Source organism: Pseudomonas sp. TNT2022 ID1044 (assembly GCF_028656895.1).
Taxonomy (GTDB): Bacteria; Pseudomonadota; Gammaproteobacteria; order Pseudomonadales; family Pseudomonadaceae; genus Aquipseudomonas; species Aquipseudomonas reinekei.
The window spans coordinates 90,178-103,952 of sequence record NZ_JAMDHB010000021.1 but is presented as its reverse complement, the minus strand read 5'-3'; the positions used below and the strand labels follow the sequence as shown (position 1 = coordinate 103,952).

Here is a 13,775-nt window from a genome sequence, read left to right as displayed (position 1 = left end):
CCGAGTTGACCGTCTGGAGACTTGTCATCTATCAGTCATCTGCACTGCCTACGCTTGCAGAACGTAGATTGAGTCGATTTTCAGTGCGGCTCTGCCCTGAAACAGTGCTGGTCTAGTCCAGATAGGTAACGTTGATGCGCGACGAGGCAACAAAAGCGGTGACGGCGATTGGCCAGGTTCTTCAGGAGCAGCTCGACCATGGGTTGCTGGCCCCAGGGAGCAAGCTGCCGGCCGAGCGCAAGCTCAGTGAGTTGTTTGGAACGACGCGCATCACTGTGCGCGAGGCGTTATTGCAGTTGGAGGCTCAGGGGCAGATTTATCGCGAAGAGCGCCGGGGCTGGTTCGTGTCGCCGCCGCGACTGGCCTACAACCTGATGCAGCGCAGCCACTTTCACGCGATGGTCGGCGCGCAGGGGCGGGTGCCGTCCACTGAGGTGATTTCTGCGCGTTTGCAGCCGGCGTCGGCGGCGGTCTGTGCCTGGTTGCAGCTGCCGGCGCTGTCGAGCGTGATTCAGATCTGCCGGTCGCGGCGTATCGACGGGCGCCTGGTGTTGTATGTGGAGCATTATCTGAACCCGCAGTATTTTCCGGGGATTCTGGCGTTTGATCTGAATCAGTCGATTACCGAGTTGTATGCGCGACATTACGATTTGCACTACGGGCGGGTGCGGTTCGAGATTGTGCCGACGGCGTTGTCGGTGGATGCGGCGGCGGCTTTGCGGGTGTCGGTGGGGAGTCCGGGGTTACGGATTGCTCGGGTTAATTATGATCAGTATGAGCGGTTGATTGACTGTGATTTGGAGTTTTGGCGGCATGATGCGATTCATGTCGGGGTTGATGTGGTTTGAGCTTTTGACCTTTTGACCTTTTGACCTTTTGAGCTTTTGAGCTTTTGACCTTGGCGGCCTCTGGGCCGACCATGCGCTTGGGTGGTTGAGTACATATCCGTTGCTGCGGTAACGGCGGCTTATGGTTTCGCCCTTACGGCGACTCACTTTTTTACAAGCGCCTAAAAAAGTAAGCAAAAAACGCTCGCCCCTTTCGTACGGCCCCTCGCTGGGGCTCGGGGTTCCTTCGCTCCGGCATTCATCCGGGGGCATCGCCTCCGGTCTGCTTCGCGACGACCTCCTCTCGATGTGTGCGGCTTCGCCGCACGGCGCTGCGCGCCCACCCCCGGATAAACGCCTCCACTCAGCCTGCCGAGGGGGCGGGTGAATCAAGATCAAAAGCTGCAGGCGAGCTAACGCTCGGCCTGTTGAGTGGGGGAAAGCGGTGGGTGTGCGCCGATCATCTGTGGGAGCCGGCTTGCTGGCGATGGCGGCCTGACAGCCGACCAATTTCCCGAGTGTATGTATTCCAGCTGTAGGAGCCGGCTTGCTGGCGATGGCGGCCTGACAGCCGACCCATTTCCCGGGTGTATGTAATCCAACTGTAGGAGCCGGCTTGCTGGCGATGGCGGCCTGACAGCCGACCAATTTCCGGGGTGTATGTATTCCAGTTGTAGGAGCCGGCTTGCTGGCGATTACGCCCTCCCAACCAGTACCCACGCCTTAGGAACTGCCGAAGGCTGCGAGAGCTCCTGCAGGTAACCAGGCCGGCGCTTATTCCTTCTGCTCCCCACCCCCGGCGGTTATCACCTGCACACTCATTCGCGGCATTGCTAAATCCATCCCGGCCTCATCCAGATGCCGTTTCAGCGATAGATTGAACGCTCGGGAAACTTCCCACTGCTTGATCGGCGCGGTCTTGAAACGGGCGCGCAGGATCGCATTGCCTGACTCGAAACTTTCCACACCCTGGAATTCCAGCGGCGACCAGATATTGCGTCGTTGCAGTGGGTCGGTGCGCATTTTCTGGCCGACTTCGCGCATCAGTTTGATCGCGCTATCAATGTCCATGTTGGCGGGGACCGCGACGCGGAAGATGGCGTAGCCGAATTCCCGGGAGTAGTTCTTGATGCTTTTGATTTCACTGAACGGGATGGTGTGGACGATGCCGTCGATGTCCCGCAGGCGCACGGTACGGATGGTCAGGCCTTCGACGGTGCCGAGGTGGCCGCCGACGTCGACGTAGTCGTCGATGGCCAGGGAGTCTTCGATGATGATGAACAACCCGGTGATCAAATCGGCCACCAGCGATTGCGCGCCGAAGCCGATGGCCAGGCCGATCACGCCCGCACCGGCCAGCAGTGGCGTGACGTTCATGCCCATGTTCGCCAGCGCGACGATCAGCGCGATGATGAAAATCGTCACAAACAGCACGTTGCGGATCAGCGGCATCATCGTTTGCGCGCGGGCGTTGGCCACGCCTTTGCGGGAGCGGGTGAGGGCGTGGTGCACGGCGGTGTCGCTGAGGATCCAGATCAGCCAGGCAAAGATCAGTGTCCCCGCGAGGCTGAACAGTTTGACGCTGACTTCATGGCCTTCGCCTTCGGTGAACGCAATCAACGACATGCCCCAGACCCGCAGGCCGAGTTCGATGAAGGCCAGCCATACCAGCAGGTGGGCGAGGGTGTAGAAGAAGCTCTTCAGGCGTTCGGAATACAGCGCGTGGCGTTTGATCCCGCGTTGTGGTTTGAGTGAATGGCGGCGTACCAGTCCGTTGATCACCATACACAACACCAGCAACACCGTGCAGATCAGCGACTGGCGCAGGGCCGTGCTGGTATCGCCTGCCGAAACAAAAGTGGCGAACAGTGAAATGCCCACCAGCACCAGTGCCGGGACGTACCAGAAGGTGCCGAGGATTTCGATGGTGTCGCTGAGCGCGCGGCGGGTCAGGCGGCGGGACAATGGCTGGTTGCGAATCAGGTGGGCTATCGGGCGACGGAATCGCAGGATGAATAAGCCGGTGGACAGCGCCGCCAAGACGTTGGCCACCGTCGCGGCGGTGTGTGCCAGATGTGCACCGAGGCTTTCGATCAGGCGCGGATCGTTGAGGGCTTCACCGAAAGCGGCGAAGCTGCCGATCAGCCACAGTGGCCGAAACGCCTGATGCCGCAAGATGTACAAGGCGCGGTGGCGGTGCGGGCCGTCGAGCAGGGAGAAGGCGATCACGCAGATTGCGGAGAAGCAGGTGCCGACCACCAGCGCATAGGCCAGCACCATGGCCAGGCTTTTGCCTAATGACGACGGCAGGACGTAGCTCATGTAGACGGTGATGACCAAGGCAATCAGCCATGGCCCGAGCTTGCGCAGTGCGAAGCGCAGCATGTCCACGGCTCTGGGATGTTGTGGCAGTTCTTCGGTCAGTCCGAAGCGCATACGCACCCGGTGGCTGATCCAGATCAGCGCCGCCGCCAGCAGGCTCCAGAGCATCAGAATCACGGCGAACGCGAAGATGATCGGCAGCCATTCGTTGGCCGGCAATATCAGCGCAGTGAATTCGTCCTTGGCCTGGTCGAACTCGTTGGACCAGCGCGTGATCGGGCTGTCGGCTCCGGTAAACTGTTTTTCGAAGCTGGCGAGCGTGCCGCCAATCAAGCCCAGAACACCTTCCTCGGTGACGGGTTGCGCCTTTTTCGTGGCGTCGCGCAGCTTCTTCAGGTCCGCCAGCAACTTGGTTCGTTGCTGATCGTTTTCCAGGGACTTGATCACTTCATCCAGCGATTGCCCCAGTGGCTCTTGCGCCTCTGGTTGGGTTTTCGATGAGCTGTTGAGCAGGCTTGGCAAACCGACTGCCTGGGCAGACGCCATCGGCAGCAGCGTCATCAGGCAGACAAGGAGAAAGTACGGCAGAGCGAAAAGACGAGCGGACACTAGGCGGTCAACCTCGGAGTGAGCGGGTCGACCGAGTGTACGAGCCCGTCAAATTCAAAGCGAGTCAGGGTGAGGGATTTATTCGTTGAGTTTGGCGAGGATCTTGAAAATCACCGTGGCGAGGATCAGCAGCATGCCGAGCCACATGGCGAGTACGCCGGCGTTTTTGTCACGAAAGTTAAAGCCGACTGCCAGCATGAACATCCCGATAAGAATGGGGATCAGCATGGCGTGGAATGAGGACATCGTGATCATGGCGACTGCCTTGTCGAAAGGGATAATTAAAGTCTAGTGCGCTTTTGGACGAACGGTGGTCAGGGGGCGAAACCGTTGCAGGAGCCGACTTGCTGGCGATTGCATCAGCGCAGTATTCAGTAAAGACCGCGGTGTACCGATCGCCAGCAAGCCGGCTCCTACAGGTTTATGGCAGCTCGCGGCAGGCGTAGAACGCGCTCAGTACTTTGACCAGATGCGCCAGGTCATGGCTGCCGCACAGTTCGCGGATCGAGTGCATGGCGAACGTCGGCAGGCCGATGTCCACGGTACGCACACCCAGATGGCTGGCGGTGATCGGGCCGATGGTCGAGCCGCAGCCCATGTCGCTGCGCACCACGAAGCTCTGCACTGGCACTTCTTCGGCCATGCACAGGTGGCGGAAGAACCCGGCGGTTTCGCTGTTGGTGGCGTAGCGCTGGTTGCTGTTGACCTTGATCACCGGGCCGGCGTTGAGTTTCGGGCCGTGGTTGGCATCGTGCTTGTCGGCGTAGTTCGGGTGTACGCCGTGGGCATTGTCGGCCGAGACCAGCAGGGATTTCTGAATGGTGCGTACGAATTCATCACCCTCGGGCAGCAGGCGACGCAGGGTTTGTTCCAGCATCGGGCCGTCGGCGCCGCAGGCCGAGCACGAACCTACTTCTTCGTGATCGTTGCAAACCAGTACGCAGGTTTCATCGGTGTCGGCAGTCAGCAGCGCTTGCAGCCCGGCGTAGCACGACAGCAGGTTATCCAGGCGTGCGCCGGCGATGAAATCACCGTGCAGGCCGATGACGGCGGCGCTTTGGGTGTCGTAGAAACTCAGCTCGTAGTCGAGCACCACATCGGCGTTCAAACCGTGCTCGCGGGCGAGTTGGTCGGTGATCACGGCGCGGAAGTCCACGCGCTCGTCACCGGCAAATTGTGCCAGGACGGGCGGCAACTCGGTCTGGGCATTGATCGCCCAGCCCATGTTGGCTTCACGATTGAGGTGGATGGCAAGGTTCGGAATGATCGCGATCGGTGCCTTGAAATCGATCAGCTGGCTCTCGACCTTGCCGTCACGGCGGAAGGTCACGCGACCGGCCAGGGACAGGTCACGGTCGAACCACGGTGCCAGCAGCGCGCCGCCATAGACTTCGACACCCAACTGCCAGAAACCCTGGCGTTGCAATTCCGGTTGCGGCTTGACCCGCAGGCACGGGCTGTCGGTGTGGGCGCCGACCAGACGAATGCCGCCGTGCAGCGGCGAGTGGCGGCCCATTTTGATGGCGACGATCGAAGAGTCGTTACGGGTGACGTAGTAGCGCCCGTTGGCTTCGGTGGTCCAGGGCTCGCGCTCGTCGAGGCGCTGATAGCCCGCCGCTTCCAGTCGCTGAACAAGGCTGGCGGTGGCATGGAACGGGGTAGGGGAGGCCTTGAGGAAGTCGATCAGGCCTTGGTTCAACTCTTCGCGCATAAGTAGCTCCAGACAGCAATGGCGCCAGTTTAACGTATTGGCCCACGGCATTGCAGACACAATGCCGTTTGGCGCGCGCGTGTGGAGTCAACCGGTGATCAGTGTGCCGTTGAGAAACACTTCGCGACGTTGCTTGCGGCCAACATATTCATGCTTGCTCGCAATATAGACAGCGTCGAATTTTGCACGGGAGATGCCGCAAAGCCGTTCGACATACTCATACACCAGTCGATCGTAATCGGCTTCGGTGATGAGTTTGTAGATGTCCCGGCGGTAGAAAAAACCCAACTGGAATCCAAGGGTTTCGCTCATGTGAGCGGTTTTCCCGGCGAAGCAGTTTTCGAAGTCGATGGCTTTGAGCGGCTCGTGCGAGGCTTGCGGGATCATGATGTTGCCGATCCAGAAATCCATGTGCGTGATGTTCTTGCGGGCCAGTGAACTCAGCAGTTCGAACGCATCGAGAATGAAGGCTTCGACCTTGTCGGGATTGCGTTTGAGCCAGTGCACGCCGTCGATATGATCATCGAGCAACTGCGTGATGATGAAATATTCCTGGGTCAGCCCCAGCCGATCTCGCGTGTAGCCGAAGCCTTGCAGCGGCGGCATCTGTACGCCTCGACGTTGCGCTTCAAGGGTGTTTTTCAGCTCTTCGAGTGGCCAGTCGAATCGACCGTTGCGCTGGGGTTTGCCCAGGGTCACCCGCACTTTTGCCTTGAATGTATCCAGTGGCTGGACTTTGGCAAACAGTGGGGTAGATCCCGAGGCCAGGGGTGCGCTGGCACGGGTGAGTTTGCTCGAGCGGCGTTTCTCGATCAGCTGTTCCAGGGCCCGACGCGCTTCGACGCTTGGCTGCTCCGTCAGGTACAGGGTGGTATTGCCGACAACAAAGGTGATGGGGTAGTCGCATTGGAGCGCTTTACTGCTGAGCACGAGGGCATCCTGCCTACTATCAAAGTGCTAGCATTTTACGTTTTTTTACAAAATTGTGACAATATTTTCACGCCATTTATATGTCACATTATTTGTAACAGGAAATAAAGAGAGCCCTTCAATCGAAGGGCTTTTTGATGCAAGCCGCACGCTTATCAAAAGGGTGCAGGGCACTCGAAGCGCAGGCGCTCGCCACTTTGCGGGTGGGTGAAGCTGAGCATGCTGGCGTGCAGGCACAGGCGTGGCCAGGCGGCCAGGGCTTGCTCGTGAGCGTACAGCCCGTCGCCCAGCAGAGGATGGCCGATCGAAAGCATATGCACGCGCAACTGGTGCGAGCGTCCGGTGATCGGCGTGAGCTCGACGCGGCACCAGTCGCCGCAGCGTTCCAGTACACGCCAGAAGGTCAGGGCATTTTTGCCGAACTCATGGTCAACTACATGGCGCGGCTTGGTCGGCGGGTCATAGCGCAACGGCAAATCGATGCTGCCGCTGTCCAGCTCGGGTTGGCCCCAGCACAGTGCGGTGTAGGCTTTTTCGGTTTCGCGGTCGTGAAACTGGCGGGACAGTTCGCGGTGCGTATCGGGATCGCGGGCCAGCAGGATGATGCCGGAGGTTTCCCAGTCCAGGCGATGGACGATGCGGGCTTCCGGGTAACCGTTTTCCTGCAGGCGGGTAATCAGGCAGTCCTTGTTGTCATCGGCCCGGCCCGGGACGGAGAGCAGCAAGGTGGGTTTGTTCACCACCAGTACGGCGGCGTCCTGATGGATGATGTGGACGTTGGACAGCGGCATTAAAACAGCCTCGTAACAAACGCCAACGGCGACTCGATCACTTGATTCCCTACCTGTAGGAGCCGGCTTGCTGGTGATGTCATCAGCGCGTTGTAACAGATACAACGCGTTGCCTGCATCGCCAGCAAGCCGGCTCCTACAAAAATAGGGCGCTCAAGTGATCGAGCCGCCGTGGCTCCAGCCGGATCGACTCAGCGATCTGGCAGGGTGATATTGAGTTCCAGAATCGAGCAGCTGCCCTGGCTTTCCAGTGCGACGTGCACGTCATCGGACCCGATATTGACGTACTTGCGAATCACCTCGACCAGTTCCTTCTGCAAGGCTGGCAGGTAGTCCGGGGTACTGCGTTGGCCGCGTTCGTGCGCCACGATGATCTGTAGACGCTCTTTCGCTACCGACGCGGTGCTTTGCTTTTTGTTGGCACGAAAGAAGTCAAAAAGGTTCATTGCTTAGTTGCCTCCAAACAGGCGCTCGAAGAATCCCTTCTTCTGTACATCGAGGAATCGATGATCCACGGTCTTGCCCAGCAGGCGATCTACGGTGTCGCTGTAGGCCTGGCCGGCATCGCTCTGGTCGTCGAGGATCACGGGAACGCCCTGGTTGGATGCCTTGAGCACCGCCTGGGATTCCGGGATCACGCCGAGCAGGGTCACCGAAAGGATATCCTTGACGTCTTCTACGCCGAGCATTTCGCCTTTGCTCACACGTTCCGGGTGATAACGGGTAATCAGCAAGTGTTCCTTGATCGGGTCTTCGCCACGTTCTGCGCGACGGGACTTGCTGGCCAGCAGGCCGAGCATGCGGTCAGAATCTCGAACCGAGGACACTTCCGGGTTGGTCACGACGATCGCTTCGTCAGCGAAGTACATGGCCAGATGGGCACCTTTCTCGATGCCGGCCGGGGAGTCGCAGACCACGAACTCAAAGTCTTCCTTGAGTTGCATCAGGACTTTTTCCACGCCTTCGACGGTCAGCGCGTCTTTGTCGCGGGTCTGGCTGGCTGCCAGCACGTAGAGGTTTTCCAGGCGCTTGTCTTTGATCAGGGCCTGTTGCAGGTTGGCTTCGCCGTTGACCACGTTGACGAAGTCATACACCACGCGGCGCTCGCAACCCATGATCAGGTCAAGGTTACGCAAACCCACGTCGAAGTCGACGATCACTGTTTTGTGGCCGCGCAGAGCGAGGCCGGTACCGATAGCGGCGCTGGTGGTGGTCTTACCCACACCACCCTTGCCGGATGTAACCACGAGAATCTTGGCCAAGGTGTTTCACCCCTAAGGAAAAAGGACTTTTAGCCCCTGAAAAACATCTCTTGAAAAACTACTGCAGTCGGACAGCCTTGGCTGGAGTTCGGTTTTGAGCGGCGTTTACCCCCGGTAAACACTGCTTTCGGCCTGTTTCCTACTTCGTTTGAGCCGTATTCGCTACGTTTTAGAGATGCTTGGAAAATGCGGCAGTATCCGTTAAAGCCGAATGATGTTCAACACATCGCCCGACAGGCTGACCTGGACGCCCGAACCCCACAAAGGGTCGCGGCGCAGATCTTCGGAAACCTTGTAATGTCCTGCGATGGAGACCAGTTCAGCGCTCATTTGCTGACAGAAAATCCTGGCTTTCGTGTCGCCTTTGACCCCGGCCAACACTCGACCACGCATGGGGCCGTATACATGGATGTTGCCATCGGCGAGAAGTTCCGCCCCCGGGCTGACCGAGGAGATCACCACCAGGTCGCTGCCTTGTGCATAGATCTGCTGGCCACCACGTACTGGCGAAGTGATGATTTTCGTCGGTTTGATCGTCGGCTCCGGTGGTTTCTCCGGTTTTTTGGCGACGACGCCTTCGTTCAGATCCAGCGCGCGCTCACGGGCGCCAGACGGCGGCAGCACCGGCAGATCGACCGCAATGGCAGCGGCGATGTCTTCAATACGGCTGGCGCGGATCGCCAGGGTGCGCAGGCCATGCTGGCGGCAGACACGCATCAGGCCCGGCAGATCGACCGCGCCTTCGCTGGCCGGAAGTTTGTCCAGGGCCAGGACCAACGGCGCATTGCTGAAAAAACCAGGCGCCTGGGCGACCTTGGCGGCCAATTGCCGGTCGAGGCCTTCGAGGTCGTTACGGGCCAGTTCCAGCACCGTAATGGCGAGCATGCTGCCCTTCAGCTGGAACACGGGATCTTGGTCTAGCGGTTCGGTTTGGCTCATGGTCGGCATACAACGACTTGTCACTAAAAGTGCCGAGACTTATAACGAGAACGCCCGCAGGCCGCAAGCCGGGTCGAACGATGTAGAATGCGCGGCCATTGTCTTTACGGATGTATTAATGGATCGCCCGCGTTTTCAAAAAACCTTTCTATCTCCACGTTTCTGGCCGCTGTGGTGTGGCTTGGGGCTGTTGTGGCTGATTGTGCAGCTGCCATATCCGGCATTGCTGCGCCTTGGTCGCGTGCTCGGGGCCTTGATGTATCGCGTGGCGGGCGACCGACGGCGCATTGCCAGGCGCAATCTGGAGCTGTGTTTCCCTGAAAAGTCCGCGGCTGAGCGTAAACGCCTGCTCAAGGAAAACTTCGCCTCCACCGGTATTGCGTTTTTCGAAATGGCGATGAGCTGGTGGTGGTCCCGTGAGCGATTGGCGAAGCTGGCCCATATTGAAGGGCTCGAGCATTTGCAGCAGGCCCAGCGCGAAGGCAAGGGCGTGATCCTGATGGCGGTGCATTTCACCACCCTGGAAATCGGTGCGGCGCTGCTGGGCCAACAACACACCATCGACGGCATGTACCGCGAGCACAAGAATCCGTTGTTCGACTACGTCCAGCGCCAGGGGCGCGAGCGGCACAACCTCGATTCGCTGGCGGTGGAGCGTGAAGACGTACGCGGCATGCTCAAGTTGCTGCGTTCAGGCCGCGCGATCTGGTACGCGCCGGATCAGGACTACGGCGCCAAGCAAAGCATTTTCGTGCCGCTGTTCGGCATTCCGGCCGCGACCGTCACCGCCACCAGCAAGTTTGCACGGCTAGGCAAGGCGCTGGTGGTGCCGTTCACCCAGGAGCGTCTGGCGGACGGCAGCGGTTATCGCCTGGTGATTCATGCGCCGCTCGAAGGCTTCCCCGGCGAAACCGAAGAGGCCGACTGCCTGCGTATCAACCAGTGGATCGAAGGCGTGCTGCGCGATTGTCCGGAGCAATACCTGTGGGCGCATCGCCGTTTCAAGAGTCGTCCGCCCGGTGAGCCGAAGCTGTACGCAAAACGCGGCTGAACGGCCGATACCGACATGCACCATGGAGCGTTGCGATGAGTCCTGCTGAACCGGTAACAGGTTTGATTCTTTCCGGTGGCGGGGCTCGGGCGGCCTATCAGGTGGGCGTGCTGGCGGCGATCGCCGAGCTCTTGCCCTTGGGCGCGGACAATCCGTTTCCGGTGATTGTCGGCACCTCGGCCGGGGCGATCAACGCAGTCAGCCTCGCCAGCGGAGCCACGGACTTTCGCGCTGCCATCGAGCGGTTGACCGCTTTCTGGCAAGGCTTTCGCAGTCATCTGGTGCTGCGCAGTGACTGGCCTGGCGTGATCCGTCAGGCCAGCCGCTTTGTCAGCCACAGCTTGCTGGGCCTGGGTGCTCAAGTGCCGGTGGCGCTGCTCAACAGTTCGCCACTGCGCGGTTTGCTCAACGACAAGTTGCACATGAACGGTATCGCCGAAGCCATCGCGCAAAAGCAGTTGCAGGCGGTGGCGGTGACGGCGTTCGGTTACGACTCGGGACAGGCCGTGACCTTCTATCAGGGCGGCGGCACCATCGATGCCTGGTTGCGCCATCGCCGGATTGGCGTGCCGACGCAATTGTCCGTTGATCACCTGCTCGCCAGTTCGGCGATTCCGCTGTTGTTTGCCCCGGTAAAGATCGGCGAAGAATATTTCGGCGATGGCGCGGTGCGGCAGTCAGCACCGATCAGCCCGGCGCTGCACCTGGGCGCCAGTCGTGTGCTGGTGGTGGGCGTCAGTGGCAACCCGCGCGGCGTCGACCCCGAGCAACCGCTGCAACGCGCCTACACCGGGCAACAACCGACCCTGGCGCAAATCGGTGGGCATATGCTCAACAGTACGTTCATCGACAGCCTGGAAAGCGATATCGAATTGTTGCGACGCTTGAATCAGTTCAGCCACCTGATGCCCGACGGTACTCCGACACGCGCCTTGGGCGTGGCGCCTGTGGAGGTGTTGGTGATTTCGCCGAGTCAGCCGATCGACGAGATCGCTGCACGCCATCGCCAGGAACTGCCGGCGGCACTGCGCCTGTTCCTGCGCGGACCGGGAGCGACCAAGACCAGTGGGGCGGGGGTATTGAGTTATCTGCTGTTCGAGGCGGGGTATTGCAGCGAATTGATTGATTTGGGGCGGCGGGATGCGTTGGCCAAGAAGGAAGAGTTGAGTCGGTTTTTAGGGTTGCTGTAACAGGAGCGAGCCTGCTCGCGATGGACTCAAGGGCAACGCGTGAAATCAGGAAACACGCGTTATCGTTAACGTCCATCGCGAGCAAGCTCGCTCCTGCTAAATCAGAAGTGAACCTTGACCAGGAAGCTGGTCACGCTCTGATCAGTCTTGAAGCCCTGGCTGTCTTCGATACCGTACTTGTTTTTCCAGTAGTCATACTCGACACCGACGTACAACTGCTTGGCGCCCAGGTTCAGCGCCTTGCCCAAGTCGTATTTGATCTGCGGGTTGAAGTGCAGGTTGGCGTGGTATTCGCCTTTGTCGTTCACGTCGTTGTCGACAACCCAATCCATGAATCCGTCGATCAGCACGTCCGAGTCACCCACCGGGATGGTGTAGGACCAGGCCGGAGTGATCTGCCAGACATCGTCACCCGCGCGGCTGCCTTCGGTGTGACGGTTGTAGAAGTTGAGCTGGAAGTAGTCGAAGCCAGGAATGGCCAGGTCGAAACCCGGACCGATCAAGTAAGACTCGGTATCGTTTTCACCGAATTCATAGGTCATGGCCAGCAACACGTCTTTGATTGGGCCGAATTCCAGCTTCTGATCGAAGATCTTGTTGAACGACAAACGCGGGCTGAACTCGCCGTAGTGGGTGTTCTCCCCTGCGAAAGAGTCTTCCTTGCCGTTGTAGAAGATCTTGTCGATGAAGAAGAAGTTGTCGCCGTATTTCCAGCCATCGGCGTGTTCGAAGGTCACCGTCTGCTGAATGCGCGGATTGACCTGGAAGTCCTTGCCATAGAGGTAGGTCAGGCTGTTGTCTTGCCATAGCAGCAGATCGCCCGCCATGGCCTGGCCCCCAGCCAGCATCGAACCTGCCAGCATCAGGCTAGTGCACGTACGTTTCATTCGGTTGCTCCCAAAAAGTAGGTGTTCCACGTGTTTTTTTTAAGGTCGGCGCTCTGGTGTGGCGCCTTTTTCTGTAGCTGCAAAAAAATCATCCATTCGGTCAGCTTTCATGCTGTTAGCAAAAGCTGCGCCAAGGCATTCGAAAAACAAAAAAACTCCCGCTCGGCTGCTCAAAAACAGTCGATTGAGAGTGGTTTGGAGATGCCTTGATACCGTCCAGAGCCGGGATAAGTTGGCTTTCTGGTCAGGAATTAAATCCGGGCTTTTTTTTAAAGCGGATTCAGGCGGTCGCGGAGAATACTGACTCCTCGGCCAGGTCTCAAGTGCCCCGCAACAGCGCACCGACGACAGGTTTGGGGCACGGTTGCGGGTCATCTTAGAAATGCACCTTCACCAGCAGGCTGGTGGTGTTTTCATTGGTGTCGAGGTTGCCGTTGTTTTCAATGCCGTATTTGTCCTTCCAGTAGCTGTACTCGGCGCCGACGTACACCTGCTTCTCCCGCCAGCCGAGGGCTTTGCCCAGGTCGTATTTGATCTGCGGATTGACGTGTACGTTGGCGTGGTAGGTGCCGCGCGAATTCTCGTCGTTATCCACAACCCAGTCGATGTAGCCGTCGATCAACAGGCTCGAATTGCCCAACGGGAGGGTGTAGGACCAGGCCGGGGTGATCTGCCAGACATCGTCGCCCGGGCGCGAGCCTTCGGTCTGGCGGTTATAGAAGTTCAGGGTGAAAAAGTTGAAGCCGGGGATCGCGAGGTCGAAACCCGGGCCGATCAGGTAGGCCTCGGTGTCGTCTTCGCCATTCTCGTAGGTCATGGCCAGCAGCACGTCCTTGATCGGGCCGAATTCGAAACGGCGGTCGAGGATCTTGCCGAAGGAGAGGCGCGGGCTGAACTCGCCGTAGTAGGCGTGAGAGCCTTTGTTGCGGTCTTTGTCGCCGTTGTAGTAGGTGCTGTCGACGAACAGGAAGTTGTCGCCGTACTTCCAGCGGTCGGCGTGTTCGAAGGTTATCGTCTGCTGGATCGACGGGTTGACCGCGAAATCCTTGCCGTACAGATAGCTCAGGCTGTTGGTCTGCCACAGCAGTAAATCGCCGGCCATGGCCTGGCTCGCCGCCAGAAGTCCACCGCCCAACAGCATGCTGGTTTGTGTACGAATCATCTGTTGCTCCCTCTTGTTGTTATTTTAAAGGCGCAGGAAACCCCAACCCTTGCAGGAGCCAGCTTGCTGGCGAAGAAGCCAGAACATCCAACAT

The 13,775-nt window shown here is 59.1% G+C and carries 14 protein-coding genes; 3 read left to right on the top strand and 11 right to left on the bottom strand.

Going from position 1 to position 13,775, the window contains the following annotated elements:
- Positions 1-134: 134 nt before the first annotated feature.
- Positions 135-848 carry a UTRA domain-containing protein gene (locus M5G20_RS22270; RefSeq protein ID WP_273920901.1) on the top strand — a complete coding sequence of 238 codons (714 nt, stop codon included), beginning with the start codon at positions 135-137 and terminating at the stop codon, positions 846-848.
- Between the two features lie 753 nt (positions 849-1,601).
- Here the strand turns inward: M5G20_RS22270 and M5G20_RS22265 are convergent.
- The 8 genes from M5G20_RS22265 to minC form a co-directional block, all read right to left on the bottom strand.
- Complete coding sequence (locus M5G20_RS22265; RefSeq protein ID WP_273920900.1) at positions 1,602-3,758, bottom strand: mechanosensitive ion channel family protein; 2,157 nt, start codon at positions 3,756-3,758, stop codon at positions 1,602-1,604.
- A 78-nt stretch (positions 3,759-3,836) separates the two neighbouring features.
- Entirely contained in the window at positions 3,837-4,013 is a 177-nt protein-coding gene (locus M5G20_RS22260) for a hypothetical protein (protein WP_273920899.1), read from the bottom strand.
- 166 nt (positions 4,014-4,179) lie between these two features.
- Entirely contained in the window at positions 4,180-5,469 is a 1,290-nt protein-coding gene (locus M5G20_RS22255; protein WP_075948768.1) for a M18 family aminopeptidase, read from the bottom strand.
- An 87-nt stretch (positions 5,470-5,556) separates the two neighbouring features.
- Positions 5,557-6,399 (bottom strand): lipopolysaccharide kinase InaA family protein, encoded by an 843-nt coding sequence (locus M5G20_RS22250; protein ID WP_273920898.1) that lies wholly within the window; start codon positions 6,397-6,399, stop codon positions 5,557-5,559.
- A 155-nt stretch (positions 6,400-6,554) separates the two neighbouring features.
- Positions 6,555-7,190 (bottom strand): RluA family pseudouridine synthase, encoded by a 636-nt coding sequence (locus M5G20_RS22245; protein ID WP_060541534.1) that lies wholly within the window; start codon positions 7,188-7,190, stop codon positions 6,555-6,557.
- Positions 7,191-7,381: 191 nt separating this feature from the next.
- Positions 7,382-7,636 carry a cell division topological specificity factor MinE gene (minE, locus tag M5G20_RS22240; protein ID WP_007974947.1) on the bottom strand — a complete coding sequence of 85 codons (255 nt, stop codon included), beginning with the start codon at positions 7,634-7,636 and terminating at the stop codon, positions 7,382-7,384.
- Positions 7,637-7,639: 3 nt separating this feature from the next.
- Complete coding sequence (minD, locus tag M5G20_RS22235) at positions 7,640-8,452, bottom strand: septum site-determining protein MinD (protein WP_090453967.1); 813 nt, start codon at positions 8,450-8,452, stop codon at positions 7,640-7,642.
- Between the two features lie 201 nt (positions 8,453-8,653).
- Entirely contained in the window at positions 8,654-9,391 is a 738-nt protein-coding gene (gene minC, locus M5G20_RS22230; RefSeq protein WP_075948782.1) for a septum site-determining protein MinC, read from the bottom strand.
- Positions 9,392-9,509: 118 nt separating this feature from the next.
- On the opposite strand from minC, the gene M5G20_RS22225 reads away from it, so the two are divergent.
- Both M5G20_RS22225 and M5G20_RS22220 read left to right on the top strand, forming a co-directional pair.
- Positions 9,510-10,442 carry a lipid A biosynthesis lauroyl acyltransferase gene (locus tag M5G20_RS22225; protein WP_273920896.1) on the top strand — a complete coding sequence of 311 codons (933 nt, stop codon included), beginning with the start codon at positions 9,510-9,512 and terminating at the stop codon, positions 10,440-10,442.
- A gap of 35 nt (positions 10,443-10,477) precedes the next feature.
- Positions 10,478-11,632 carry a patatin-like phospholipase family protein gene (locus M5G20_RS22220; RefSeq protein ID WP_273920895.1) on the top strand — a complete coding sequence of 385 codons (1,155 nt, stop codon included), beginning with the start codon at positions 10,478-10,480 and terminating at the stop codon, positions 11,630-11,632.
- Between the two features lie 101 nt (positions 11,633-11,733).
- Here M5G20_RS22220 and M5G20_RS22215 read toward each other — a convergent pair whose 3' ends face one another.
- The 3 genes from M5G20_RS22215 to M5G20_RS22205 are packed head-to-tail and all read right to left on the bottom strand — an operon-like array spanning position 11,734 to position 13,681.
- Positions 11,734-12,519 (bottom strand): outer membrane protein OmpK, encoded by a 786-nt coding sequence (locus tag M5G20_RS22215; protein ID WP_273920894.1) that lies wholly within the window; start codon positions 12,517-12,519, stop codon positions 11,734-11,736.
- Positions 12,520-12,558: 39 nt separating this feature from the next.
- Positions 12,559-12,894, bottom strand: coding sequence for a hypothetical protein (locus M5G20_RS22210; protein ID WP_273920893.1), 336 nt, complete (start codon positions 12,892-12,894; stop codon positions 12,559-12,561).
- Between the two features lies 1 nt (position 12,895).
- Positions 12,896-13,681 carry an outer membrane protein OmpK gene (locus M5G20_RS22205; RefSeq protein WP_273920892.1) on the bottom strand — a complete coding sequence of 262 codons (786 nt, stop codon included), beginning with the start codon at positions 13,679-13,681 and terminating at the stop codon, positions 12,896-12,898.
- Positions 13,682-13,775: the final 94 nt, after the last annotated feature.

What these genes read in the sequence shown, in the direction of transcription:
- M5G20_RS22245 (WP_060541534.1), bottom strand. Translation starts at nt 7,190, where the DNA reads ATGCCGCTGTCCAACGTCCACATCATCCATCAGGACGCCGCCGTACTG.
- minC (WP_075948782.1), bottom strand. Translation starts at nt 9,391, where the DNA reads ATGAGCCAAACCGAACCGCTAGACCAAGATCCCGTGTTCCAGCTGAAG.
- M5G20_RS22255 (WP_075948768.1), bottom strand. Translation starts at nt 5,469, where the DNA reads ATGCGCGAAGAGTTGAACCAAGGCCTGATCGACTTCCTCAAGGCCTCC.
- M5G20_RS22220 (WP_273920895.1), top strand. Translation starts at nt 10,478, where the DNA reads ATGAGTCCTGCTGAACCGGTAACAGGTTTGATTCTTTCCGGTGGCGGG.
- M5G20_RS22210 (WP_273920893.1), bottom strand. Translation starts at nt 12,894, where the DNA reads ATGACCCGCAACCGTGCCCCAAACCTGTCGTCGGTGCGCTGTTGCGGG.
- minE (WP_007974947.1), bottom strand. Translation starts at nt 7,636, where the DNA reads ATGAACCTTTTTGACTTCTTTCGTGCCAACAAAAAGCAAAGCACCGCG.
- M5G20_RS22270 (WP_273920901.1), top strand. Translation starts at nt 135, where the DNA reads ATGCGCGACGAGGCAACAAAAGCGGTGACGGCGATTGGCCAGGTTCTT.
- M5G20_RS22260 (WP_273920899.1), bottom strand. Translation starts at nt 4,013, where the DNA reads ATGATCACGATGTCCTCATTCCACGCCATGCTGATCCCCATTCTTATC.
- M5G20_RS22215 (WP_273920894.1), bottom strand. Translation starts at nt 12,519, where the DNA reads ATGAAACGTACGTGCACTAGCCTGATGCTGGCAGGTTCGATGCTGGCT.
- M5G20_RS22205 (WP_273920892.1), bottom strand. Translation starts at nt 13,681, where the DNA reads ATGATTCGTACACAAACCAGCATGCTGTTGGGCGGTGGACTTCTGGCG.
- M5G20_RS22225 (WP_273920896.1), top strand. Translation starts at nt 9,510, where the DNA reads ATGGATCGCCCGCGTTTTCAAAAAACCTTTCTATCTCCACGTTTCTGG.